A 26,644-nucleotide genomic window follows, 5' to 3' on the forward strand; every position below is an offset into this window, starting at 1 on the left:
CAATTTGACGATCCCAATTAATGACAGCTAACAGATGACCCTTATGGACTATTCTATAGAAACGCATCCTCTCGACAAACTTGAAAGTCGTTGCCTGATTGCCGGCATCTACCAGAATCAGCAGTTCGGCAACACCGCCTTAACGCTCGACGCCCAAACCCGGGGAATCATCGGTAAAGTCATCAAGCGCGGCGATATCCAGGGAAAAAACGGCGAAACCCTGTTGCTCAATTACTTGCCGGAGTGCCCGATCGAACGCGTCCTGTTGGTGGGCATGGGCGAAAAGGGCAAGGTCACGCGCAAGCTCTATCGCAAGGCATTGACTGCCGCCATCAAGACGGTCAGAGAAAGCAAACTGACGTCCGTCACCAGTTCCCTGCACGACATCGACGTAGAAGATGCCGACCTAGCGTGGAAAACCCGGCAAACCATTGAGGTCTTCAACGACGGGATTTACCAGTACAGTCACACCAAAAATTGTGATGAAAACAAAGTCCAGTTGAACGAGGTCAAAATACTTGCCGGAAGCGAATCGCAGACCGCCATTGAAACCGGACTCACACAAGGCCTGGCCATCGCCCAGGCGATGGAACTGACTAAACGTCTGGCCGACCTGCCCGGCAATATCTGCACGCCGTCCTATCTCGCCGAACAAGCCGGTGAACTGGCGGAAAAATTCGAGCGGTTGGAATGCGAGATACTCGAAGAGAGTCATCTGGAAGCGCTGGGCATGGGCGCTTTCCTGGCCGTTTCGCGCGGCAGCCGCCAGCCGGCGAAACTGATTACGTTGAATTACCGGGGCGGCGACGAGCAACACAAACCCATCGTTTTGGTCGGCAAGGGCCTGACTTTCGACGCCGGCGGCATATCGCTGAAACCGGGCGCCGGCATGGACGAAATGAAATACGACATGTGCGGCGGCGCCACGGTCCTCGGCGTATTGCAAGCCGTCGCTCAAATGAATCTGCCATTAAATGTCATCGGCCTGATTCCGTCCTCGGAAAACCTGCCGGACGGCAACGCTAACAAGCCTGGCGACATCTTGACCAGTATGGCCGGCAAGACCATCGAGGTCTTGAACACCGACGCCGAGGGCCGCCTGATCCTCTGCGACACGCTGACTTATGCAAAAAAATTCGACCCGGAAGTCGTTATCGACATGGCCACCCTGACCGGCGCCTGCATCGTCTCGCTGGGCCGGGTTCCCAGCGGCCTGCTGGGCAACGATGATGCTCTTTGCGAAGACTTGAACAAGGCCAGCGAAATAGCCTGCGACAGCGTGTGGCGGCTGCCGCTGTGGGAAGAATATCAGGAACAGCTCAAGTCCAATTTTGCCGACCTGGCCAATATCGGCGGCCCCGATGCGGGCACGATCACGGCCGCCTGCTTCCTGTCGCGCTTCACCGAAGATTATCGCTGGGCCCACCTCGATATCGCCGGCACTGCCTGGCGCACCGGCCAGAACAAAGGCGCGACGGGGCGGCCGGTGCCGTTGCTGACGCAGTATTTACTCAACCGGGCACATGCCTGAGGCCACGTTTTATGTCCTGCCGAGCCAATCGCAGCAGGAGCGGCAGGCGTTCGCCTGCAAACTGATCGAGAAAGTCTATCGCAGCGGCCATAGCTGCTTCGTCCTGACCGATTCGGAGCGGCAAAGCCGGCAAGTGGATGATTTATTGTGGACCTTCAGGCCCGGCAGCTTCGTCCCGCACCAAGTCTATAGAGACGAAGAGCCGGCTTTTCCGCAAACCATCCTGATCGGCCACGACGGCATTCCCGAACGCTGGCGGAAGGTGGTCGTCAATTTGTCCTCGACCACCCCGACTCAACTCGATCAGTGCGAACGCATCCTGGAAATACTGGACAACAGCGAGGAAACCAAGCAAGCCGGACGTAACCGCTATCGCCATTATCGGCAAGAAGGCCTGGACATTACCACGCACAATATGCAAAAAGGCTGATGGCGTCCGCTTCTGCGGATAAATCCAAGACCGCCAGATACGAGAAAACCTTGTTTTACGGTTAAAATAATTTTTTTAGTCATCAAGAGAACACAGCAGACATCCATGGAAAAAACCTACTCACCCCATTCAATCGAACAACGCTGGTATCAAACCTGGGAAGAAAAAGGCTATTTTGCGGCGAAACAGAAGGGCGAATCCTACTGCATAATGATCCCGCCGCCCAATGTCACCGGCAGTCTGCACATGGGGCATGCATTTCAGGATACGATCATGGACGCCTTGACCCGTTACCACCGCATGAAGGGCCATAGCACCTTGTGGCAACCCGGCACCGACCACGCCGGCATCGCCACGCAAATGGTCGTGGAAAGACTGGTCAACGCCGAAGGCAAGACCCGCCACGATTACGGCCGCGATGCGTTCATCGAAAAAGTCTGGGAATGGAAGGAACAGTCAGGCGGCACCATCACCCGTCAATTGCGCCGCATGGGGTCCTCGCTGGACTGGGACAAGGAACGCTTCACGATGGATGAAGGCATGTCCAAGGCGGTGCGCGAAGTGTTCATCAAACTGTACGAGGAAGGCCTGATCTACCGCGGCAAACGCCTGGTTAACTGGGACCCGGTGCTGCATACCGCGGTCTCCGACCTGGAAGTGCTGTCGGAAGAAGAAAACGGGTCGATGTGGCATATGCGTTATCCGCTGGCCAACGGCAAGGGCCATCTGATCGTCGCCACGACCCGTCCCGAAACCATGCTCGGCGATGCCGCCGTCGCGATTCATCCGGAAGACGAGCGTTACAAACATCTGCTGGGCGAATTCGTCGAGCTGCCGCTGACCGGCCGCCGCATTCCGATCATCGCCGACGACTATGTGGATCCGGAATTCGGCACCGGCTGCGTCAAGATCACGCCGGCGCATGATTTCAACGATTACGAGGTCTGGACCCGTCATCGCGACATGTCGGCGATCGCCGACCTGCCCCATGGCGGTCTGATCAATATCTTCACCGCCGATGCCACCGTGCGAGCCAACGACGACGGCTTCTCCGTCATCCCCGACGACTACATCGGCCTGGACCGCTTCCAGGCGCGCAAGCAAATCGTCGCCGACCTGGAAGCGCAGGGTCTGCTGGAAAAAATCGAAGACCATAAACTGATGGTGCCCCGCGGCGACCGCACCGGCACGGTCATCGAACCGCTGCTGACCGACCAATGGTACGTCAAGATCGAACCGTTGGCCAAGCCGGCCATCGAAGCGGTGGAAAAGGGCGACATCAAGTTCGTTCCCGACAACTGGAAAAACACCTATTTCGAATGGATGCGCAATATCCAGGACTGGTGCATTTCGCGGCAAATTTGGTGGGGACATCGTATTCCGGCCTGGTATGACGACGAGGACAATATCTATGTCGGCCATTCCGAGCAGGAGATCCGCGAGCAGCACCAGCTGGCGGCCGATTATCCTCTCAGGCAGGACGAGGATGTGCTAGATACCTGGTTTTCCTCGGCCTTGTGGCCTTTTTCCACGCTGGGCTGGCCCGAGCAGACCCCGGAACTGGCCAAACACTATCCGACCAGCGTATTGGTCACCGGTTTCGACATCATTTTCTTCTGGGTCGCCAGGATGATCATGATGGGCCTGAAGTTTCAAGGCCAGGTGCCGTTCCGCGAAGTCTACATCCACGGCCTAGTGCGCGACGCCGAGGGGCAGAAGATGTCCAAGACCAAAGGCAACGTGCTCGACCCCATCGATCTGATCGACGGCATCGACCTGGAATCGCTGGTCGCCAAGCGTACCGCCGGCATGATGCAGCCCCATCTGGCAAAAAAAATCGAACAGGCGACGCGCAAGCATTTTCCCGACGGCATTCCGTCTTTCGGCACCGACGCGCTGCGCTTCACGTTCGCCTCGATGGCCTCGACCGGCCGCGACATCCGTTTCGATCTGGCCAGGACCGAGGGTTACCGCAATTTCTGCAATAAATTGTGGAACGCGGCCCGCTACGTTCTGATGAACACGGAAGGCCAGGATAACGGCCTGTCCGGCGAAGCCTGCGAGCTCTCCCAAGCCGATCGCTGGATCGTTTCCCGTCTGAACCAGGTCATCGCCCAGACCCGCGACGCGATCGAAAACTACCGTTTCGATCTGGCCGCGCAAACCATTTATGAATTCGTCTGGAACGAATACTGCGACTGGTATCTGGAACTGTCCAAGATCTCGCTGCAATCGGACGATCCGGCCCTGCAACGCGGCACCCGTAAAACCTTGTTGCAGGTACTGGAGCACATCCTGCGGGTGGCTCATCCGCTGATTCCTTTCATCACCGAGGAAATCTGGCAACGGGTCGCGCCCTTGGCGGGCATTAGCGGCGAAACCATCATGTTGCAACCCTACCCCGAGGCCGACAATACGCAAATCGACGAGCAGGCCATCGCCGCTACCGACTGGATCATGGCCTTCATCCTCGGCATCCGCCGTATTCGCGGCGAAATGAACATCGCCCCCGGCAAGCCGTTGAACGTGCTGCTGCAAAACTACTCGGCCGGCGACCAAGCCTTGTTGCAAGATAACCGCACCTATCTGCTGAAGCTGGGGCGACTGGAAACGATCGAGTTGCTGGGCGTAAACGATGCGACCCCGGAATCGGCCATCGCCCTGGTCGGCGACATGAAGATCCTGATTCCGATGGCCGGATTGATCGATAAGGAGGCCGAATTAAGCCGGTTGACCAAGGAAATCCAGAAAATCGAGAAGGAACTGCCGCGCATTGAGGGCAAGCTGAACAACGCCAACTTCATCGATAAGGCCCCCGCTGCGGTCATCGCCAAGGAAAGGGAGAAATTGGCGAACTTGCAATCCTCGTTGGGCAATCTCAACGAACAGCTGCAAAAAATCAAGGCGCTTTAAAGGAATGGAGGTATGGGACCGTCAAGGCAAACTCCGAATTCACTAGACGAATGGACCCGCTATCTGACCGAGCGGGAAATGCCGATTTTTTCCCATACCGCCAATAGCATCTATGCCACGCTGGATGATAAGCACAAGGGCGCCATGGAACTGGCTTCCATCATTCTGCAAGACCCCAATTTAACGGCAAAACTGCTGAAGCTGAGCAACAGCAGCTACTACAACCCGTCCCGGCAAAAAATCAACACCATCTCGCGCGCCATCGTCATTCTCGGCGCCAATACCATCCGCGAATTAACGCTGGCGTGCGCATTTTTCGAATCTATCCTGTCCCCGGACAACAAAGAACATGCCAACCGGGAAATCGGCGATGCCATCCACGCCGCCGTGCAAGCCAAGGAGCTTGCCGTCATGACCAACGATCCCTCGCCGGAAGAAATCTTTATCGCCACGCTACTGCATAATATCGGCAATATCGCGTTCTGGTGTTTCGACCATCAACACGGTAAACGAATCAATGAACTATTAAGCACCGGCCAATACACGGCGAACGAGGCCGAAAAAAAGGTCTTGGGCTTCACACTGCGACGCTTGAGCAAACAACTTAGCCATGCCTGGAACCTGGGCGGCTTGACCGAACAAGCTATCAACATGCCTCGAACCAACAACCCCAGGGTTGCGCTTGTAAATTTAGGCCATCAGATTTGTCAAGCGACCAAAAGCAAACCTCCCCAGACTGCATTACAAGAATGCCTTGGCGAACTGCATCGCCTGACCGGACTCGAAGAAACTCAGTTAACTGACCGTATAAAACAAAACACTCATAAAGCGGTCAAAATCGCCATCCAGTTCGGCGCCCACGACGCCTCTAAATACATTGCCGGCCATGCCGAGGAATCTCCGCCCAAGGAAAAAGATCCGGAGGCAACAGCCGACCCCAGACAGCTACAGATAGACATTCTTCAGGAAATCAGCAACCACATCAGCGGCCCCATCAACCTGAACATTTTGTTCGAAATGGTACTGGAAGGCATTCATCGCGGGGTCGGCATGGACAGGACGCTGTTTCTGTTGTTGAGCGCCGATAAAAAAACTTTGCATGAAAAATCCTCCTTCGGTTGGTCAAAATCTCCCGGCAGCGACGACAAGATAATTATTGCCGACCACCACCAGGACACGAATCTGATGTTTCATTGCATCAAAAGCGGAAAAAGCCTCTGGGCCAAGCCTCGAATGCACTATAATTTGTTCGATTCACAGATTAACCGGTTTATCGGCGCAAATGAATGCTTCGCCATGCCCTTGCAAACCGAACGAAAAATCATCGGCGTGATCTATTGCGATCGCGCAATTCAACATAAACCCTTGAGCCAGGATGAATTTAATGCTTGCAAACACTTTGCCAAGCAAGCCAATATAGGCTTGGCCCTTTATCGCATGAGAAGCCTTGCAAACCATGATTAATCAAGAACTCATTCATCTCAAGGTTATACTGGTAGAGCCTTCCCATACCCAGCAGCTCATCATCAAACATCATTTGACCGACTTCGGCATCGTCGACATCTTGACCCAGACAACGGGGCAAGACACCCTTGCGATGTTGGCAAACAACCCTCCCGATCTGATTATCAGCGCCATGTACCTGCCCGATATGACCGGGGTGGAATTGGTTCACGCCATTCGTGAACACGACTCATCCTATGAAATGGCTTTTTTGTTGGTCTCCAGCGAAACCAATATCCGCTATCTTGAGCCCATCAGGCAAGCCGGAGCTATTGGCATTCTACCCAAACCTTTTACTTCCCAGGAACTGGATATTGTCCTTTCCGCCACACTAGACTACCTCAATCCACGCAAGGTCAGGCTGGATCATTTCGATATCGAAGACCTGAATGTCTTGGTGGTTGACGACAGCCATTTATCACAGCAATTCATCAGTCGCATTCTGAATGACTTGGGTATTGAATTGATCACCATTGCGGAAAACGGCAGGCAAGCGGTCAATATACTACAAAGCCAGTACTTCGATTTAATCGTCACCGATCTCAATATGCCGGAAATGGACGGTCTGCAATTGACTCAACATATTCGCCATCAACCGAGCGGACGATCGATACCGATTCTGATGATCACCAGCGAACAAAATCAGGGCCGCCTGGCCGCAGTGGAAAAAGCCGGAGTGTCCGCTCTTTTGGATAAACCTTTCGAACCGGCGTCAATCAAAAATATCATCATGCAACTGCTCAATTGAGTGTTGCGCTTTCTTGACAAAATCCACAAACTGCCAATTCTCAGCGAGTTGGGTAGTGGACAAAATACCTATTTCATCTATATTTTTCTTTACGTAAACAAATTTGAACACTCCGTTTCATGTCGACAGTAGCCAGTGATTTACAATTCAGCGGATTGACCAAATGCCTGATCAGAGAAGGTGTGCTCAGCGAAGAAACCGCTCAGGAAGCGATTAAGGAGGCCAAAAAGCAAAAAATTCCGTTAATCAGTTACTTGGTCAATAATAATCATGTCGACAGCACAACCATCGCTTCCCTTGCCTCGGTCGAATTCGGCGTGCCTTTTTTCGACCTGGATTCCCTGGATTTCAGCGTTATCCCCATCAAACTGGTCGAGGAAAAGCTGATCCGGCAACATCATGCCCTTCCCTTGTTCAAACGCGGCAACCGACTGTTTATCGCTACCTCGGATCCTACCAATTTTCAGGCCCTGGACGAAATAAAATTCCATACCCGCCTAAATATCGAAAATATCCTGGTCGAGGAAAATAAACTGGGCAAGGCCATCGATACGGCGCTTGAAGCTGCCGACACCTCGATGTCGGACTTGCTTGACGAAGACTTGGATAATATCGATATCTCAGCAGGCGAAGATGAAATGCCCAAGGAGGAATCGACCTCCGATGTCGACGATGCGCCGATCGTCCGTTTTGTCAACAAAATCCTGTTGGACTCAATCAAAAAGGGCGTTTCCGATATTCATTTAGAACCTTTCGAGAAAAAATTCCGCATCCGTTTCCGCGGCGACGGCATTCTTTACGAAGCTGCCAGCCCCCCCGCCAACATCGCCAACCGGATTATTTCCCGCATCAAGGTCATGTCCAGAATGGACATCGCCGAACGCCGGGTGCCCCAAGACGGTCGGATCAAAATGCAATTATCCAAGCACCGCGCGATCGATTTCCGGGTCAACACGTGCCCTACGCTGTTCGGCGAAAAGGTCGTATTGCGGATTCTCGACCCGACCAGCGCGCAGATCGGCATCGAGAAGCTGGGATTCGAACCGGAACAACAGAAACTCTTTCTCCAGGCCATTCACCGACCTTACGGCATGGTACTGGTCACCGGCCCAACCGGTAGTGGTAAAACGGTTTCGCTTTATACCGGGCTAAACATTCTTAATAGTATGGAACGCAATATTTCCACCGCCGAGGATCCGGTGGAAATCACCGTGGAAGGCATTAACCAGGTCAACGTCAACCCGAAAGCCGGCCTAACCTTCGCCGAGGCGCTCAAGGCCTTTTTACGGCAAGATCCAGACATCATCATGGTCGGGGAGATTCGTGACTTGGAAACCGCCAGCATCGCCGTCAAGGCTGCGCAAACCGGTCACCTGGTATTATCGACATTACATACCAACGACGCTCCGCAAACCATCAACCGCTTGATGCAGATGGGAATCGAGCCCTTCAACATCGTCTCCGCGGTTAATCTGATCATGGCACAACGGCTGGCCCGGCGTTTATGCGAACACTGCAAACAACCGGCCGACTATCCGGAAAAAGTCTATCTGGATGCTGGATTCAAGAAAGAAGAGATTCCCGATATGCAAATCTATACACATGTCGGTTGCGAACACTGCAATGGCGGTTACAAAGGTCGGGTGGGGATTTATCAGGTATTACCGATCAGTGAACAAATGCGGGCCTTGATTCTGAGAGGCGGCAATGCGATGGAAATGGCTGAACTGGCCAAAAGCGAAGGTATCAACGATTTGAGAGCCTCCGGCCTGCTGAAAGTCAAGCAAGGCATCACCACCCTGGAAGAAATCGACCGGGTAACTAAGGAATAAACATGGCAGAAAAGAAAGAAGAGCAAATCGATTTTATTTGGGAAGGCGTAGACAAGCAGGGAAAGAGAACCAAGGGCGAAATCAGCGCAAAAAGCGAAACGGTTGCCAGGGCGGACCTTCGCCGCGTCGGGGTTCGTGTCGTCAAAATCAAACCCAAACCCAAACCGCTATTTGGCTCCCGGAAGAAATCCATCACCTCCGCCGACATCGCCGTCTTCGCCCGACAATTGGCGACCATGTTGGAAGCCGGTGTGCCGCTGGTGCAATCCTTCGAGATTATCGGCAAGGGTCATGACAACGCCAGCATGGCGGAAATGTTGTTGTCAATTAAAGCCGATATCGAGGGCGGCGACTCTCTGGCCCAGGCATTGCGCCGAAAAAGCCTGTATTTCGACGATTTGTTTTGCAACCTGGTAGAAGCGGGCGAGCAGGCCGGTGTACTGGAAACCCTGCTGGATAAGATCGCCACCTATAAGGAAAAAACCGAATCGATCAAGAAAAAAATCAAGAAAGCGCTGACCTATCCGATCGCCGTTCTGGTCGTGGCCTTTATTGTCACCGCCATTTTATTGATTTTTGTCGTGCCGGTATTCGAAGACCTGTTTAAAAGCTTTGGCGCCGACCTGCCTTCTTTCACCAAATTCGTCATCGGCTTGTCGGAATGGGCCCAGGAATGGTGGTGGGCGGTGTTCGGCGCTATCGGCATCGCGGCCTATGTTTTTGTGTATTTCAGGAAGCGCTCGCGCGCCTTCAATCATTTTCTCGACCGCACGCTGCTGCGTATCCCCGTGGTCGGCATGATTCTCGATAAATCGGCCGTGGCCCGTTTTGCCCGCACGCTGGCAACCATGTCTGCGGCCGGCGTGCCCCTGGTGGATGCCCTGGAGTCGGTGGCCGGCGCGACCGGCAACATCATTTATCATGATGCCGTCATGAAAATGCGCGAAGACGTCTCCACTGGCCAACAACTGCAGTTTTCCATGACCCAGGCCGATTTATTTCCTCACATGGTGATACAAATGGTCGCGATCGGCGAGGAATCGGGCTCGATCGACGCGATGCTCGATAAAGTGGCCGATTTTTACGAAGAAGAAGTCGACAACCTGGTCGATAATCTAAGTAGCCTGATGGAACCACTGATCATGGTAGTCTTGGGTATATTGGTCGGCGGCCTTATTGTCGCGATGTATTTGCCTATCTTCAAACTCGGTGCCGCCATCGGCTAAAACCATACGGATATTTCCCCCTTGTGCCCCACGAATCGTCGGGGCATTATTTTTTTCTTATTACTATGCAATTATTATTAGATGCCCTGCAACAATCGCCTACGTTGCTTATTTCTTGTGTGTTTATTCTCGGCCTGATGGTCGGCAGTTTCCTCAATGTCGTAATCTTCCGCCTGCCGGTCATGATGAACCGCGATTGGCGCAAGGAATGCCGCGAATACTTGGAACTGGAAACCGAAGCGGGAGAAAGCGAACCATTCAACCTGATGGTACCTGCTTCACATTGTCCGCATTGCCAAACTGAAATTAAACCTTATCAAAACATTCCGGTTTTAAGTTATCTGTTTCTAGGCGGCAAATGCGCTCAATGCGGCTACCCTATTTCTATACGCTACCCTTTGATCGAGGCATTTACCGGCTTTTGCTCGGCACTGGTTGCTTGGCATTTCGGTTTTAGCGTTGCCATGCTATTCGGCTTATTGCTAACCTGGTCCCTGATCGCGGCCAGTTTTATCGATATCGACCAACAATTGTTGCCAGACAGTATAATCTTACCGATGTTGTGGCTGGGTTTGTTTTTGAGCCTGTTTTCCGTATATACCGACAGCGCCTCCAGCATCATCGGCGCTATCGCCGGTTATCTAAGTTTATGGACGGTTTATCAGTTGTTTAAACTTGTCACCGGAAAAGAAGGCATGGGCTTCGGCGACTTTAAATTATTGGCGTTATTCGGCGCCTGGCTAGGTTGGCAATATTTGCCGCTGATTATCCTGTTATCGTCGCTGGTGGGCGCGGTCATCGGCATCGCCATGGTTATTCTGGTCAAACACGACCGTAACACCCCAATACCATTCGGGCCTTACCTAGCTGCGGCCGGTTGGCTAGCAATGCTTTGGGGCGAGGACATCAATCGCCTTTATTTACATACGGTTGGCCTATAAGCCTTATGCTTAGAATCGGATTGACCGGCGGCATCGGCAGCGGTAAATCAACGGTCTCCAAATTATTCCAGAAACTCGGCATTCCGGTCATCGATGCCGATCTTATCGCCCATCAAATCGTGGAACCGGGCCAACCTGCCCTGATACAATTGGCGCAGACTTTCGGGGAACGATTTCTCAACGCGGATGGCCGCCTAAACAGGGCCGAATTGAGAAAACTGGTCTTTTCCGAGCCGGCGCAAAAAAAACGTTTGGAGCAGCTACTTCATCCTTTGATTTACCGGAGGATTGAAGAAGAAATAGAAAAATTGGACAGTCCTTACTGTATCCTCAGCGTTCCCCTGTTACTGGAAACCAAGATGACATCCCTTGTAGACCGGGTACTGGTGATCGATTGTCCGGTAGAAACTCAGATCGAGCGGGTAAAGAATCGTGACGGCTTGCCCAACGAACAAATTCGCTCGATTATCGCCAGCCAAGCCTCTCGAGAAGAAAGACTGTCTTGCGCCGATGACGTCATCGACAATTCAAAACCAGCTGCCCAACTTGCAGAACAGGTCAAAAAGCTTCACAATTTATACTTAAAGCGGTCATAGTCATCGAAATTTTTTGAATGCTGCCTCCTTTTCGTTGAACGGAATGGGCATCATTTACCAATGAGGTGAAACAACCGTGGAAATATTCAATTTGTATTGCTAACTGTTAGGGCAAAGCCGGCTTTGAATACACAGACCATCTACGAATTTCCGCTCAATGAACGGATTCGCGTCTTCATGCGATTGGAACAGCTGTTCCTACAACTCAATCATTTTATTTCCGGCCCCACCATTTATGATAAACGGGCTGCCATATCGGTTTTACTCGACATCCTGATGATATTCAGCCGCAATGACCTAAAATCGGAGCTGTTAAAAGAATTGGACCGGCACATCAAAGTGTTGAATCAAGTTTCCCACAGTCAAGGCGTCGATACCGAAAAATTACAACAAATACTCGCCCAACTCACTACAGTCAGCAAGAACCTTTATCAGGCCAGCGGCAAAATCGGTATCAACGTCATGGAAAGCGACCTTTTCCAGAGCATATCCCAGCGTAATTCCATACCGGGAGGCAGTTGTTCGTTCGATCTGCCCGCTTTTCATTATTGGCTCGAACAGGATACCGACGAACAAGAGAAAGACCTTAAACGCTGGACCCAACCGTTTCTGAATATTCGCACAGCCATCGACCTCATTCTGAACTTCATCCGGCAAAGCTGCAACCCTACCCAGGAACTGGCGAAAGCGGGCTTTTTTCAGATGAGCCTGGATACCACCCATCCCGTGCAATTATTGCGGGTACTGGTGGATGCCGACCTTCCCTGTTTTGCCGAAATCAGCGGCGGCAAGCACCGTTTTACGATACGCTTCATGAAACCGTCGAGCGATGAGAGTCGCCCAACCCAACTATCCGAAGACGTTCCTTTTGCCTTGACCCGTTGCATGTTCTGATGAACACGAATAAACCGTTAACCGTAAAATGCCCGACCTGCCAGAAAACAATCACCTGGAATGAGCAAGAACCATTCAGACCGTTTTGCAGTGAACGCTGTAAATTGATTGATTTGGGAGAATGGGCGACGGAAGAGAAAAAGATTCCAGGTGAACCGGCTTACATTCCGAACGAAGACGAACCGGATAGCTTTTTCCATTGACAATAATTGCCGGAAATTATAACCATGGAGCCCATTCATATCGTCTGCCCACACTGCGACACAATTAACCGCGTTGATGCCGAACGAATACGGCATGCGGCCAAGTGCGGCAAATGCAAGCAAGCCCTATTCACCGCCCATCCCCTCGAATTGAATGGACAAAATTTCGACCGTCATATCTCTCGCAACGATATTCCGGTGCTGGTCGATTTCTGGGCGCCGTGGTGCGGTCCTTGCAAAATGATGGCTCCCGCCTTCGCCCAAGCCGCAGCGCAACTGGAACCTCGCTTGCGCCTGACCAAACTGAATACCGAACAGGAACAAACGATCGCCGCCCGTTACGGCATTCGCAGCATTCCGACGCTGATCGTTTTCCAGAACGGCCGTGAAATTGCCCGTCAATCGGGCGCGATGGGCGGCGCGGAAATTGTCCGCTGGGTCGAATCGACCATTTAACCAGCCTGAAAGGTACTGATTCCGGCGATGCCTTGCGCCCCCGCCAGTCGCGCCCGTTCAAGATCGGCCAGTTGCACCCCCCCCAGGGCGAAGACCGGAAGTTTTGCTTGCTCGGTCAACTCGGCGAATTGCCGCCACCCTAGCGGTTCGGTTGAAGGGTGACTGCGGGTCTTCCGCACCGGTGCCAGCACGATGAAGTCGACAGCGATCTTCTCGGCCTGTCGCAACTCCTGCAAATTATGACAGGAGGCCGCAACCCATCGATATCCAGGCGGTCGTTGATTGCATCGCATTAAGTCCAGGCTGGTCAGATGAATGCCTTGAGCGACGCCGCCTGAATTACATGACAAAGCCGAGTTGAGCAGCAGTTGGACGCGAAAATCCCGACATTCGGCCGCAATGCGTTGCAATAATGGTTCCGTGACGGCCGTTTCATAGGCTTTCAGGCGCAGTTGTATCAGTCTGACACCGCGCTCGAGCATTAAGCGTAAATTGTCCAGCACTTGCGTCTGATCGCTGCCTTCCAAAATCCCGTAAAAGCATGGCAAGACGGCCGCATTGACGATCGGTCGATTCGCGGCCGGAAAATCGTAGTCCTTGAGTTCTGCAGGTTCGACCCACCTGACCTCCTGCCCTTCCAGGCCTACAGCGAGGCCGGCAAAATCATCGATGCGCCAAACATCGAGCAAGACGCTACGGTCGGGATAACGGTGCCCGATCTTGATCAACGGTTCGGCATGACTTGTGCGAATGCCCAATTCCTCGGCCAACTCGCGCCGCAAAGCCTCATTCACCGACTCGCCGGCTTCGACCTTGCCGCCGGGAAACTCCCACAATCCGCCCAGGTGGAGATGGTCGGGCCTTTTCGCGATTAAAATCCGCCCGACATCGTCGACAATCACGCCGACGGCGACATGCAAGGGCGGATCGTTCCGCGTTTGGCGATCAGGTACGATATTCGGCATTAATCCTGACATAGTCATAAGAAAAGTCGCAGGTCAGCACTTCCTGGCTTGCCTCTCCCCGCGCCAGCAGCACCCGTACGGTAATCTCTTCCTGGCGCATCGCCGCCTGCCCCGCCGCTTCGGTATAAGATGGCGCGCGGCCGCCGTGTTCGACGATACAGACATCGTTCAAGTAAATTTCGACCCGTTCCAACAGCATGTTTTCCACTCCGGCCCGGCCGACTGCGGCGAGAATCCGCCCCCAATTCGGGTCGCTGGCGAAAAAGGCCGTCTTAACCAAGGGCGAATGAGCGATGGTTTTACCGACCCTCACCGCCTCGGCATCGTCGGCGGCCTGTTCGACGACGATGCGGATTAATTTGGTCGCGCCTTCGCCATCCCTGACGATGGCTTCGGCCAGCTGCTTGCAAACAGCCAGCACGGCGGCCGAAAAAACTTGATAATGATCGCTGTCCGGCTCGATTTCCGGTGCGGAAGACGTCGCGCTGGCCAACAGCACACAGGCATCGTTGGTCGAGGTGTCGCCGTCGACGGTAATACGGTTGAACGACTGCTCCACCGCCTGCGCCAGGCATCGGTGCAACAACGGTTGGGCGATTTTCGCGTCGGTCGCGATGAAGCCCAGCATGGTCGCCATATTGGGCTGAATCATGCCGGCCCCTTTGGAAATACCGGTGATCGTAACCGGTTCGCCGTCCAGTTCGATAACCATGGAGGCGCCTTTGGGAAAGGTATCGGTGGTCATGATGGCCCGCGCCGCCTCTTTCCATCCGTCGAGCTTCAGGTTACCGACCGCTTTCGGCAAAGCTGCCACAAACTTCTCGATAGGCAAATGCTCGCCAATCACCCCGGTGGAAAAAGGCAACACCTGGTCCGCCTCACCGCCGGCAATTTCAGCTAGGCTTTGGCAGCTCTGCCGGGCATCCTGCATGCCACGTTCGCCGGTGCCGGCATTGGCATTGCCGGAATTCACCAACAACCAGCGCGGGTTACGCCCCAGGTGCTCCCTGGCCACATGGACCGGCGCCGCACAAAAGGCATTCTGGGTGAATACCGCGGCGCAACGGCCGCCTTCCACCATTTCGATCACCAATATATCATCGCGCTCGACCTGTTTGATGCCGGCGTTACAGGTTCCCAGCTTAATGCCCTCGACTGGATGCATTTGCGGAAAATCACAATTTCCTACTGCCATTTCACTTCCTATTCCTATTTATCCCCTGAATAGTCAGGCTTTGAAAAAAACATAAACCTTGGCGATCTGGTCGACCTTTTTTTCCAGCAAGGCGCAATGCTGCTTGATCTGCTCGATCAATTGCTGCTGGCCGAATAAAACCGGCGGCAACATCACCTCCAATTCGAGCAGACCGTCCAAATAATGAATTCTGAATTCATCGATGTATTCGCTTAGTTCGCCCAGATATTCTTCCAGTTGGGTCTCGATTTCCTTTCGCGTCAGCGGCAGGTCGTCGACGACCTTGAATTCATCGTCTTCGGGATCGACGTGTACCAACACATCGACAACATCGTCGAATTCATTTTTCAATTTATCCCGCACGATATCGCCGATCAGATGGCCTTCCGAGACCGTAATGCGCGGATCCACGACGATATGGGCATCGACATAAGCATCTTCACCCATCTGACGGGTACGCAACAAATGGATGCCGTTTACGCCATCGGTCGTCTTGATCGCACGTCTGATTTCCTTGACTAACGGCTCAGGCAACGAGGTATCGACCAATTCGTTGATGCTCTCCAACACCAGTTTCAAACCGATTTTGGCGATCATCAACGAAACGATTATCGCCGCCACGGCATCGGCGAAGGGGTAGCCCAGCAGAACCGCGCCGATACCGAACAACACGACTATCGACGAGATGGCGTCGCTGCGATGGTGCCAGGCATTGGCCAACAACAATTTAGAACGGGTTTTTTTCCCGACACGTTTGGTATATTGGTACAGCCACTCATTGGCCAAGATCGAAATCACTGCGATGGCCATGGTGTCGCGGTTCGGTATCATCAAGGTTTCCGGATGCAGGATGCGTTCCGAAACATCCCAGGCGATGCCGCCGGCGATCACGACCAAACCGAGCCCCAACAATACCGTCGCCATCGTCTCGAAACGACGATGGCCGTAGGGGTGTTCATAATCGGCCTCGCGGCTGCCCATCTTGATCGCCACGATGACGAACAAATCGCTCAACAGGTCGGACAGCGAGTGAACTCCGTCGGCGATCAATGCCGCGGATTGACCTAAGATGCCGAAAACGACCTTGATCAGCGTCAAGAAGACGTTGACGGCCGCCGCGACGTAGGTGACACGCGCCTTCATGCCGGCAAATTGATCTTCCCCAGGATTTGCGACCACCTCAACCGACCTCTAAAACGATGATATATTCCCCGTCCTCGGCTCGCGTTTCGACGACCCGGTGGCCGTTGATCCGGCACCAGGCGGGAATGTCCTGCATCACCCCCGGATCGGTGCAAATGACGGTCAACTGGTCGCCACTTTTCAAGCTCTTGACCTTATCCTGGGTGCGGATGACCGGCAAGGGGCACAACAGGCGCCTTGCATTCAAGGTTTCCTGGCTCATACAAACCACTCCTGTGGAATCTCGTCCGCCGCAATAGGCTTGACCTGGATAACCCGTTCCTCTTTGCCTGGCTCTCGGATAGCGATGCCGACGACGTCGGCGTCCCGGCCTTGTCCATAACGGGCGGTGATCCTGCCCGCCAACTGCAGATCCTCTTCCGTCGGCGCACCATCGACCAATACCAGCGGACCGCGATGACTGGCGCAATTCATATTGATAAAGTCTTTTTTATAACCTTGCATGAAACGCGCCTCGCCGTCCTCCCGAGCCACGATAACCTTAAAATTTTGTTGCGGGCGAATATGCCGGCCGACCTTCAACAGCATGACATCGTCCAAATCATAATCCTTTCTTCCGCGCGCTTGCCACAAGTCGACCAGTTTTTTCGAATATTTTTCATCGGTCAAGAAACAACAACCACCGGCCGGCTGGGCATAATCGTCAAACCCGTATTGTTTGGCCAGCGCCATCTGCGGCTTACGCGTGCGCCCGCTGAAATCGAACAGTTTTTCCCGGTCTACCCAGCCTTCCCGCTCCGGCAACGTGGGCGGCAGGTTTTTGGCGCACAACGGCCGTAATAACAAATCGTCGGCGCCCGATTCGGCCGCGACGATCGGCATGGTGTCCTTGCGTTGCGACATCGGCCTTTGCCCCATCACTTCCCCGGTGATGATGAAATCGAAACCGTTTTCTTGTATCCATTGCTTGGCCTTGTTGACCATGAAAATCTTGCAATCCAGGCACGGATTCATGTTGGCGCCATAACCATGCTTGGGATTGATCAGCACATCCTTATATTCTTCGATGATATCGACGATATGCAGCTTGATCCCCAATTGCTCGGCGACCCACAACGAATTGTTGCGTTTCGGCTTGGCTTTGTCCTTTTGTCTGATGGCATGCGTATGACCCTCGACACAAAAACCCGTGAAAAAATTGATACCTTCGACATGTACATCCTGTTCCATCACGGCTTTAGCCGCCAGCATCGAATCCAGCCCGCCGGAAATCAACGCCACCGCTTTTCTTTGTTTACTCATAATCTCTAACAATCTAAACCGGCAAACAGCCTATAGAAAAATGGCACTATTATACTGATTTGCAATGCATCTGGCTTTACCTTGTCGCATTATTAACTAAACTTCAAGCGGCTTAACACTAAAACGGAAAATATTGATGGAATTCAAAGACTACCTAAAAATCCTTGCCCACAAAGAGGGTTCCGATCTCTATTTGACCGTCGGCGCACCGCCCGCGGCAAAATTTCACGGTGCCTTGAAACCGCTGGAAGGCACGATCATGACCAAGGAACGCATTAAAACAATTGCCGATAGCATCATGGACGCCGAGCAACGCGAACAATTCGAACATGTGCCGGAAATGAACCTGGCCATCACCGAAACCGGCATCGGCCGTTTCAGGGTCAATATTTTCAAACAGCGTAACAGCTACGCCATGGTAATCCGCAACATCAAGGTCGACATTCCTAACGCCGACGACTTGGGTCTGCCGCAGATATTGAAAGACAAGATCATGGAAAAACGCGGCCTCATTCTGTTTGTCGGCGGCACCGGTTCCGGCAAGTCCACTTCGTTAGCGGCGTTGATCGACCATCGCAACAGCCATTCCTCGGGCCATATCATCACCATCGAAGACCCAATCGAATACGTGCATCCGCACAAAAAATGCCTGGTCAATCAGCGCGAGGTCGGCGTCGACACCTGCTCCTACGAGGACGCCTTGAAAAACACGTTGAGACAGGCGCCGGACGTTATCCTGATTGGCGAGATCCGTAGCCAGGAAACAATGGAACATGCGCTGGCCTTCGCCGAAACCGGTCACTTGTGCCTGTCCACCCTGCACGCCAATAACGCCAACCAGGCATTGGACCGCATCATCAATTTTTTTCCGGAAGAACGCCGCGGTCAGTTATTGATGGACTTGTCGTTGAATTTACAAGCCTTTGTCTCGCAGCGATTGATACCGACCGTCGATGGCAAACGTACCGCCGCGATCGAAATCCTGTTAGGTACCAAACTGGTCAGCGACTTGATCCACAAGGGTGAAATACACGCCATCAAGGAAGCTATGGAAAAATCGGAAAACATCGGCATGCAGACTTTCGATAGCCACTTGTTGAAACTTTACAAAGCCGGCACGATTTCGCTGGAAGAAGCGTTGCGTAATGCCGACTCGCCCAATAACCTGAAATTAAAAATCAATCTAAGCGAAGGCCGTGGCTCTGCAACGGAGGAAAAAGGGGAGGCATCGAGTCAATCCTCAAGCTTGGCCAATCTTTCCTTGCAAGAAATCCATAAGGAAGAAGACGAGAACGAACAGGAAGGCGAATGAAGCCTGAATTTTTTAAAAACTTTTAGGCAAAAAAAAGACCTGCCATATAGACAGGTCTTTTTTTATCTACTAGCTCAGAAATTAAAGCTGAATAGAAGAGGTAGAGCTTGAAACTTTTTGTTTAGAACCGTCTGGATCGTCCATGCAACCTGTCAGACCTGCGATCATTAAAGTCATAGCTAATAGGGACAATACTTTTTTCATAACATCCTCCAATAAAAGTTTTTATTTTTTATATTTATGTACTAGTGGTTAAGCACGGGCTAATTTATAACATGGCTAATTGATCAACGCAACAATTTATTTATCACAACAAATTGATGTTTTCGGGCAACTTTATGTCAACCCTTTTACCTTGCCATCGCACCTTACCTATCGTATCCCAAGTGCCGGACAAATTATCGTTGCGCAAATTCTTGCGCCAAGTAAAAGGAGCGTCGATTTTTTTCAACTTCACTAAAAAAGTCGTCGCATCCAAATTCAAGCCCGACTTGATACCCCAAAACGCCGTCACTTTCATGATGAATTTACGCAAGCGCAAATCATCGATATTCGGCGTCACGGCAATGTTGGCCCACATCGAATGCACCCTACCCCAGTTTGGCGCCAAAAGCCTACCCTGTTCATTGACGAACGGCAGCCAACGCTCCTCGCCATTGTTATCGAGATAGGTCAATGCGATCAAATGATTGTAACCTTCGAAATGATCATGCAGATAAAGCGCATGCGGGGTGATACCCAAGAAGGTCTGCGACAACATAATCAGCGAATTACTGGCATTGACCAGCGCATGACTCAAGGCATTTTGCTTGGCACCCCAATCGAGTCGATAAACGATGCCGTAGTGAAGACTGCTATTTAATTGCAGCACAAACAACAACAGCAAAAACTTGCTGAGCCGATGACAGCTACGTCTGACGGTTTTTGCATCCTTGGCGGTAAAATAGCGATCATACAATGTAGCCTTAATGGCTTCGCTCTCATAAAGACAACTCTCGTCGCATCCAACACGCGCCCGGGAATCGGCGATTTTTCGATAATAGCCTCGGGCAATTTGATAAATTCCCGGCCACTGCATGAACCACCCCAGCAAAAACGTATAACGCATTTTTCTGAGAATCTGGGCATAGGTATCGACCCCGGAATATAAATGCCCCTGCCCGTCCAACGCATAGAGATCGGTCATCAACTCCGCCTCACTCACGGATTTCAGTGCCGGAAACTGCTGCGCATAAGTCTGCGCACCTTTAAAATCGATGCACTTGAACACATCGAAATGATTGAGAACCAACACAGTCCGATTGCACAGCGGGCACCGCTCATCATAAAACACCGTTAACGCGGGACTTTCGGCCTGCAACCAGGATCCGACAATGCGATACCAGGAAAACGGCGCCACCAGGGTATAAAAAATCAACATCCCCAAACCGAAGGGGTAAATATTGAAGGTCAACGTTATTCCCAGATGCAAGCCGGCGCCGATGACAAAATAAAGCGGTCGCAACCGACGCACATGAAACAAGAAGATGAAGGTAAATTGAAAAACAATGATCGTATAACCGATGGTTTTCTGCAGAATTTCATTGTTCAACAACCACGACATATCCAGCGCGGACACATAGTAAGGCATCGAGGAAGGAAGCCAGGCCCCAAGACCATTGCGCCAATGTTCCGCAAACATTTTGTGTATGGCCGAGTCGAAATAGAGAAATCCCAAACAGATTGCGACCGGCACATAATAAGCCAGCTTCGATACCGTTTCTTGCGGATATTTCGAATAATGCACAAAGGGGCGGGCTAATTTTTTTCTCAACGCGTCGATCGCGAACGCCTTATCGGTCGGCATGAAGATCAGAAAAAAATTAGTTCCGATCATGAACAGATCGAAGCCACCGTCAAAATCACGCTGCATCGGCGTAAAATTAACGAACACGAGCCAGAAAATGTAATTGGCGATAATGGATTGCTGACAGCGGTACCCCACCGTGACGCAACAAGCGACCACCGCCCAAAAGCAGATAAAAAGATAGATCATCGGAAATTCGACATCCAGATACGGAATCGGATCAAAGATCAGATGATTGAAATAAAGCAGAAACAGGGTTTCCTGCAACGTGACCAAGCCGAACAACAAACGAAACAAACCGACGCCCGTCGCAGGCGCCTGTTGCTGGTAAAGACTGCAGATACGGCTGTAGAGAAATTTGTACATTGTTTTAACAGACAGACAAAAATGTACAAATTATAAGGGATTTATCCGAACAAGAGCTATGCCATAGACATGAAAAAGGCCGTTACTGATGCCAGTAACGGCCTTTTAGAATACTTTCAAAGCTAGTCTTTTAGCTTATTCTTCGTCTTTAGGCTCAGAGAAAACCCATTTAACGAAAAAATATCCTGCAGCGATAATTACAACCGCTCCAATCATACCTGCTGGCTCTTTTAACATTTCTGTTAAGTCTAAGATCGCTCCCATGAGTGTCCTACCTTTAATAGTTGTTGTAAATAAATGTGCCAAAACAATGGCATCCGAGGGCCCTATGTTACTTTAGAACCATATAAAGTCAAGTAATTCGTCAGTTAAATCCCCCCCAAGGACTCGGATAACTGATCATCATAACGACTAAAACCAATGCCGCCCCGTCCAGCGGAAATCACTAATCTGTTAATTTTACGAGATTTTATCTAAATTCCCGCACCATTACTCCCGGCAATGCCATTCTGCTATCGATTCCGCTTTACTATTGGCTCGGCTACATCAAGAAATTACCGTCATCAAACCGCATTTCAGTAGATCAATGAAATCGAGAGGTTTGACCATACCCAAACATTCCGATTTATAATGGCTCATCATTTTACTTCGGAATTTGGACTGGCAAGAACATTTCCTAAATTGCCTTATGCTCCGAATATGAGTAGTATGAGCATTTATTTGCTTGTATAACTATATAATAAACAACAAAGAGGAAGAAAAATGATCGGTGGTATTATAATGGTTCTGACAGCAATCTGGGTCTACCAGGCTGTTTTACAAATTAAAAAACCCCATGGTTTGTTTTGGGTTGCCGGATGCGTTGCTCTGTTCTTTGCCGTTCAATGGCTATTCGTTCAACTAAACATTGTAATCATCGACACCTACCAAGGTGAGGATATCGGTGCCGAGTACGACCGTTCCCTGACCAGTGTCGGTGACCGCAACTTGAATGAAAAAGGTTCCGGCGGCATGTTTTTGAACATCATTTACGAATTGCTGCCTCCATTGGCCGGTTTCCTGGCCGTCGCCTTCGTCCGCATGAAATTCATCCTAAACGAAGCACTGAGCGTCGCCAACCTGTTCGGCGGCATCAAGGAAATGTTCACCAGTATCAAAAACAGCTTCAAAACATCAGAATAAAACGCAGGCACGCCTGTCAACAAAAAAGCCCGGTACAACCCGGGCTTTTTTGTTAAAATCGGACGGTTATTTCCCTTCATGAAGTAACATGAGAGACGATGAACACGAGCGTCATGATGAATAATATCGTCGCGACAAATCCCACGACAATGTAGCTAGCCAAAGAACCGTGCTGAAAATCGATTTCCCGGTTTTTATTACTCTGCACACCGACACCGGCGGCGATGACGCTCTTGATGACATGTAGGATGCCTGGTTTTGACATAACACTCTCCCAAATAAATATTAGAATTTTATAATATACCTTGATTAACGCTTAGGCAATACCTCTAACACAACTCCTTGAATCAAAACAGCTTCCCGGATTTATCAAAGCAACATGAATAATCACGAATTACTGAAACAGCAATTAGCGCAGCGTATTTTGTTCCTGGATGGTGCAATGGGTACGATGATACAAAGTTATAAGCTGGAAGAAAACGATTATCGGGGAGAACGCTTTGCCGATTGGAATTGCGATCTAAAAGGCAACAACGACCTGCTGTCGCTGACCCAACCGGACATCATCAAGGCGATACACCGGGCCTATCTGGATGCCGGCGCGGACATCATCGAAACCAATACCTTCAACGCCACAACCATTGCGATGGCCGACTACCGGATGGAATCGTTGGCCTATGAAATCAATCTGGAATCGGCGCGACTGGCCAAACAAGTTGCCCAGGAAGTCAGCACCCAAACTCCCGACAAGCCACGCTTCGTCGCCGGTGTCGTGGGACCGACCAACCGCACCGCCTCGATGTCGCCGGACGTTAACGACCCCGGCTTCCGCAACATCACCTTCGACGACCTGGCCGAGGCCTACAGCGAGGCGGTCAAAGGGCTCGTCGACGGCGGCGCCGACATCATCCTGATCGAAACGATATTCGATACGCTGAACGCCAAGGCGGCGATATTCGCCATCGAGCAACATTTCGAACAAATCGGTTACAAGTTGCCGATAATGATCTCCGGCACGATCACCGACGCTTCCGGCCGAACCCTGTCGGGACAAACCGCTGCGGCCTTCTGGACCTCGCTCAGCCATGCCGAACCGATTTCGATCGGTTTCAACTGCGCCTTGGGGGCCAAGGAACTGCGCCAATACATCGAAGAATTGAGCCATATCGCCGACACCCATGTCTCGGCCCACCCCAACGCCGGACTCCCCAACGAATTTGGCGAATACGACGAAACGCCGGAAGCCATGGCGCAAGAACTGGCCGACTGGGCGGCCAGCGGTTATCTGAATATCATCGGCGGTTGCTGCGGCACCTCGCCGGCGCATATCCGGGCGATCGTCGAGGCGGTGCAACAACATGCGCCGCGCAAGGTGCCGGAACTGGAAAAACGTTGCCATCTGGCCGGCCTGGAACCGATGTCGATCGGCCCGGACACATTGTTCGTCAATGTCGGCGAACGTACCAACGTCACCGGCTCGGCGAAATTCAAACGCCTCATCGTCGAAGAAGACTACGAAACGGCGCTGGATGTCGCCAAGCAACAGGTCGAAAACGGCGCCCAGATCATCGATATCAACATGGATGAGGGCATGCTCGACTCCCAGCAGGCGATGGTGCGCTTCCTAAACCTGATCGCCGCCGAACCGGACATCGCCAAGGTACCGGTGATGTTGGATTCCTCGAAATGGGAAATCCTCGAAGCCGGATTGAAATGTATCCAGGGCAAGGGTGTCGTCAACTCTATTTCCTTGAAGGAAGGCGAAGCGGCCTTCATCGAACACGCCAAGCTGGTGCGCAGATACGGTGCGGCCGTCATCGTCATGGCCTTCGACGAACAAGGCCAGGCCGATACCTTCGAGCGCAAGGTCGAGATCTGTCAGCGCGCCTATAAAATTTTGACCGAACAAGTCGGATTCCCGGCCCAAGACATCATCTTCGACCCCAACATCTTCGCCATCGCCACAGGGATCGAGGAACACGACAACTACGGCCTCGACTTCATCGAGGCGACCCAAGAGATCAAGCGCACGCTGCCGCATGCGCTGGTTTCCGGCGGAGTCTCCAATGTGTCGTTCTCGTTCCGCGGCAACAACCCGGTGCGCGAGGCCATTCATGCGGTGTTCCTCTATCATGCCATCAACGCCGGCATGGACATGGGTATCGTCAACGCCGGCCAGCTGGCGATTTACGAAGACATCCCCGAAGAGTTGCGTAACGCGGTCGAGGACGTAGTGCTGAACCGACATCCCGGCGCCACCGAAAAGCTATTGGAAATCGCCGAAAAATACCGCGGCGACGGCAGCAGTGTCGCCAAACAGGAAGATCTCGAATGGCGTAGCTGGCCGGTCAACAAACGCCTGGAACACGCCCTGGTCAAGGGGATCACCGATCATATCGACGAAGATACCGAACAAGCCAGGCAAGAAGCGGAAAAGCCGCTGCAGGTCATCGAAGGGCCGCTGATGGACGGCATGAACGTGGTCGGCGATCTGTTCGGCGCCGGCAAAATGTTCCTGCCGCAAGTGGTCAAGTCGGCGCGCGTCATGAAAAAGGCGGTCGCCTATCTGATGCCGTTCATGGACGCGGAAAAATCCGAGGAACGCCAGGCCAACGGCAAGGTACTGATGGCGACAGTCAAGGGCGATGTTCACGATATCGGCAAGAATATCGTCGGCGTGGTGCTGCAATGCAACAACTACGAGGTCATCGACCTCGGCGTGATGGTGCCTGCGGAAAAGATTCTGCAAACGGCCCGCGAGCAACGGGTCGACGTGATCGGACTGAGCGGCCTGATCACGCCGTCATTGGATGAAATGGTGCATATGGCCAAGGAAATGGAACGCCAGGGCTTCGACATCCCGCTGTTGATCGGCGGCGCGACCACCTCGCGCGCCCATACCGCGGTCAAGATCGAGCCGAATTATCACGGCCCGACCGTTTATGTCGCCGATGCCTCGCGCAGCGTCGGCGTGGTGAGCTCCCTGCTCAGCACCGACATGAAAGAGACCTATAGCGCGAAAATCCGCGATGAATACGCACAGGTCCGCGAACACCATAAGGGACGCAAGGCCAAAACCCAACAATTGACATTGGAACAAGCCCGGGCCAATAAATTCGATTACGACGGTTTCCAACCGGTCAAGCCGTCATTTCTGGGCACCAAGGTGATCAATCGCTTCCCGCTGGAAACCCTGGTGTGGTACATCGACTGGACGCCGTTCTTCCATACCTGGGAACTGTCCGGCCGCTATCCGGCAATCTTCGAGGACAAGGTCATCGGCGAGGAAGCGAGAAAGCTGTTCGATGACGCCCAGGTGATGCTGCATAAAATCATTGCCGAGCAATGGCTGGAAGCGCGAGCCGTGATCGGCTTTTTCCCGGCCAACAGCCGCGACGAGGACATCATCCTCTATACCGACGAGACCCGCAGCGAACAACGGGAAGTCCTGCATCATCTGCGTCAACAGAACGCCAAGGCGCCCGGACGCCCCAATTACTGCCTGTCGGATTTCATCGCCCCGGTCGACAGCGGCAAGCCTGATTATATCGGCGGTTTCGCCGTCACCACCGGCATCGGCATCGAGAAAAAGCTGGAAGAATTCGAACGCGATCACGACGATTACAGCGCGATCATGTTAAAGGCGCTGGCCGACCGCTTGGCCGAAGCCTTCGCCGAATACCTGCACGAAGTGGTCAGAAAAGAGTACTGGGGCTACGCCCAGGAAGAACAGCATGACAACGAGGCCCTGATCGCCGAAGCCTACCAGGGCATTCGCCCGGCGCCCGGCTATCCGGCCTGCCCCGACCATACCGAAAAAGGGAAATTGTTCGCCTTGCTGAACGTGACTCCAAGCACCAGCATCGAACTGACGGAAAGCTACGCGATGACGCCGGCGGCGGCGGTCAGCGGCTGGTACTTCTCCCATCCGGAATCGCAATATTTCAACATCGGCAAGATCGACCAGGATCAATTGAAAAACTATGCGCGGCGTAAGGGCATGAGCGATGAAGCGGCGGAACGCTGGCTGGCGGCGCATTTGCACCAATAACCACCGAGG

General features: G+C 52.4%; 24 protein-coding genes. 15 read left to right on the top strand and 9 right to left on the bottom strand.

All coding sequences use genetic code 11. From position 1 onward, the window contains the following. Positions 1-43: 43 nt before the first annotated feature. The 12 genes from EP25_RS0110120 (at position 44) to trxC (ending at position 13,273) form a co-directional block, all read left to right on the top strand. Positions 44-1,531: a leucyl aminopeptidase gene (locus EP25_RS0110120; RefSeq protein WP_031433765.1), complete on the top strand. Its 1,488-nt coding sequence runs from the start codon at positions 44-46 to the stop codon at positions 1,529-1,531. Further along, positions 1,524-1,961 (top strand): DNA polymerase III subunit chi, encoded by a 438-nt coding sequence (locus EP25_RS0110125; RefSeq protein ID WP_031433766.1) that lies wholly within the window; start codon positions 1,524-1,526, stop codon positions 1,959-1,961. The genes EP25_RS0110120 and EP25_RS0110125 overlap by 8 nt, the downstream gene beginning before the upstream one ends. Positions 1,962-2,066: 105 nt before the next feature. Further along, the gene (locus EP25_RS0110130; RefSeq protein WP_031433767.1) at positions 2,067-4,874 is read left to right on the top strand and encodes a valine--tRNA ligase; all 2,808 of its coding nucleotides are present in this window, start codon (positions 2,067-2,069) and stop codon (positions 4,872-4,874) included. Between the two features lie 12 nt (positions 4,875-4,886). Further along, complete coding sequence (locus tag EP25_RS0110135; RefSeq protein ID WP_031433768.1) at positions 4,887-6,338, top strand: HDOD domain-containing protein; 1,452 nt, start codon at positions 4,887-4,889, stop codon at positions 6,336-6,338. Further along, on the top strand, positions 6,331-7,125 hold the full coding sequence (locus EP25_RS0110140) for a response regulator (protein WP_031433769.1): 795 nt from the start codon (positions 6,331-6,333) through the stop codon (positions 7,123-7,125). The genes EP25_RS0110135 and EP25_RS0110140 overlap by 8 nt, the downstream gene beginning before the upstream one ends. A gap of 119 nt (positions 7,126-7,244) precedes the next feature. Further along, complete coding sequence (gene pilB / locus EP25_RS0110145) at positions 7,245-8,957, top strand: type IV-A pilus assembly ATPase PilB (RefSeq protein WP_031433770.1); 1,713 nt, start codon at positions 7,245-7,247, stop codon at positions 8,955-8,957. Positions 8,958-8,959: 2 nt separating this feature from the next. After that, the gene (locus EP25_RS0110150) at positions 8,960-10,183 is read left to right on the top strand and encodes a type II secretion system F family protein (RefSeq protein ID WP_031433771.1); all 1,224 of its coding nucleotides are present in this window, start codon (positions 8,960-8,962) and stop codon (positions 10,181-10,183) included. A gap of 65 nt (positions 10,184-10,248) precedes the next feature. Beyond that, on the top strand, positions 10,249-11,124 hold the full coding sequence (locus EP25_RS0110155; RefSeq protein ID WP_031433772.1) for a prepilin peptidase: 876 nt from the start codon (positions 10,249-10,251) through the stop codon (positions 11,122-11,124). 5 nt (positions 11,125-11,129) lie between these two features. Beyond that, the gene (coaE, locus tag EP25_RS0110160) at positions 11,130-11,720 is read left to right on the top strand and encodes a dephospho-CoA kinase (protein ID WP_031433773.1); all 591 of its coding nucleotides are present in this window, start codon (positions 11,130-11,132) and stop codon (positions 11,718-11,720) included. Positions 11,721-11,843: 123 nt separating this feature from the next. Then, positions 11,844-12,614: a cell division protein ZapD gene (zapD, locus tag EP25_RS0110165; RefSeq protein ID WP_031433774.1), complete on the top strand. Its 771-nt coding sequence runs from the start codon at positions 11,844-11,846 to the stop codon at positions 12,612-12,614. Beyond that, positions 12,614-12,817 (top strand): DNA gyrase inhibitor YacG, encoded by a 204-nt coding sequence (gene yacG / locus EP25_RS0110170; protein WP_031433775.1) that lies wholly within the window; start codon positions 12,614-12,616, stop codon positions 12,815-12,817. The genes zapD and yacG overlap by 1 nt, the downstream gene beginning before the upstream one ends. 24 nt (positions 12,818-12,841) lie before the next feature. Then, on the top strand, positions 12,842-13,273 hold the full coding sequence (gene trxC / locus EP25_RS0110175; protein WP_031433776.1) for a thioredoxin TrxC: 432 nt from the start codon (positions 12,842-12,844) through the stop codon (positions 13,271-13,273). Here the strand turns inward: trxC and EP25_RS0110180 are convergent. The 5 genes from EP25_RS0110180 to EP25_RS0110200 are packed head-to-tail and all read right to left on the bottom strand — an operon-like array spanning position 13,270 to position 17,878. After that, positions 13,270-14,238 carry a Nudix family hydrolase gene (locus EP25_RS0110180; protein WP_051906550.1) on the bottom strand — a complete coding sequence of 323 codons (969 nt, stop codon included), beginning with the start codon at positions 14,236-14,238 and terminating at the stop codon, positions 13,270-13,272. The genes trxC and EP25_RS0110180 overlap by 4 nt on opposite strands. Continuing rightward, positions 14,219-15,433 carry a bifunctional glutamate N-acetyltransferase/amino-acid acetyltransferase ArgJ gene (argJ, locus tag EP25_RS0110185; RefSeq protein ID WP_031433778.1) on the bottom strand — a complete coding sequence of 405 codons (1,215 nt, stop codon included), beginning with the start codon at positions 15,431-15,433 and terminating at the stop codon, positions 14,219-14,221. The genes EP25_RS0110180 and argJ overlap by 20 nt, the downstream gene beginning before the upstream one ends. A gap of 33 nt (positions 15,434-15,466) precedes the next feature. Then, positions 15,467-16,612, bottom strand: a complete 1,146-nt coding sequence (locus EP25_RS0110190) for a cation diffusion facilitator family transporter (RefSeq protein ID WP_031433779.1) — start codon at positions 16,610-16,612, stop codon at positions 15,467-15,469. 1 nt (position 16,613) lies between these two features. Beyond that, a complete protein-coding gene (locus tag EP25_RS0110195) occupies positions 16,614-16,838 on the bottom strand; it encodes a sulfurtransferase TusA family protein (RefSeq protein WP_031433780.1) in 225 nt (74 codons plus the stop codon). Beyond that, entirely contained in the window at positions 16,835-17,878 is a 1,044-nt protein-coding gene (locus EP25_RS0110200; protein ID WP_031433781.1) for a tRNA (5-methylaminomethyl-2-thiouridylate)-methyltransferase, read from the bottom strand. Before EP25_RS0110200 ends, EP25_RS0110195 begins: the two co-directional genes overlap by 4 nt. Positions 17,879-18,014: 136 nt before the next feature. Between EP25_RS0110200 and EP25_RS0110205 the strand changes: the two genes are divergently transcribed. After that, positions 18,015-19,190: a PilT/PilU family type 4a pilus ATPase gene (locus tag EP25_RS0110205; protein WP_031433782.1), complete on the top strand. Its 1,176-nt coding sequence runs from the start codon at positions 18,015-18,017 to the stop codon at positions 19,188-19,190. 81 nt (positions 19,191-19,271) lie between these two features. Here EP25_RS0110205 and EP25_RS24050 read toward each other — a convergent pair whose 3' ends face one another. From EP25_RS24050 to EP25_RS24055, 3 genes are all read right to left on the bottom strand, one after another. After that, complete coding sequence (locus EP25_RS24050) at positions 19,272-19,394, bottom strand: hypothetical protein (protein ID WP_268745413.1); 123 nt, start codon at positions 19,392-19,394, stop codon at positions 19,272-19,274. 103 nt (positions 19,395-19,497) lie between these two features. Next, positions 19,498-21,402 (bottom strand): DCC1-like thiol-disulfide oxidoreductase family protein, encoded by a 1,905-nt coding sequence (locus EP25_RS0110210; RefSeq protein WP_031433783.1) that lies wholly within the window; start codon positions 21,400-21,402, stop codon positions 19,498-19,500. Positions 21,403-21,537: 135 nt separating this feature from the next. Then, positions 21,538-21,666 (bottom strand): hypothetical protein, encoded by a 129-nt coding sequence (locus EP25_RS24055; protein WP_268745414.1) that lies wholly within the window; start codon positions 21,664-21,666, stop codon positions 21,538-21,540. A gap of 498 nt (positions 21,667-22,164) precedes the next feature. On the opposite strand from EP25_RS24055, the gene EP25_RS0110220 reads away from it, so the two are divergent. Next, entirely contained in the window at positions 22,165-22,584 is a 420-nt protein-coding gene (locus EP25_RS0110220) for a hypothetical protein (RefSeq protein WP_031433784.1), read from the top strand. 76 nt (positions 22,585-22,660) lie between these two features. On the opposite strand, the gene EP25_RS0110225 is transcribed toward EP25_RS0110220, so the two are convergent. After that, positions 22,661-22,849, bottom strand: coding sequence for a DUF2970 domain-containing protein (locus tag EP25_RS0110225; RefSeq protein ID WP_031433785.1), 189 nt, complete (start codon positions 22,847-22,849; stop codon positions 22,661-22,663). 114 nt (positions 22,850-22,963) lie between these two features. Here EP25_RS0110225 and metH point away from each other — a divergent pair, with 114 nt between their 5' ends. After that, positions 22,964-26,635, top strand: a complete 3,672-nt coding sequence (metH, locus tag EP25_RS0110230; RefSeq protein ID WP_031433786.1) for a methionine synthase — start codon at positions 22,964-22,966, stop codon at positions 26,633-26,635. Positions 26,636-26,644: the final 9 nt, after the last annotated feature.

The organism is Methylomarinum vadi, assembly GCF_000733935.1.
GTDB lineage: Bacteria > Pseudomonadota > Gammaproteobacteria > Methylococcales > Methylomonadaceae > Methylomarinum > Methylomarinum vadi.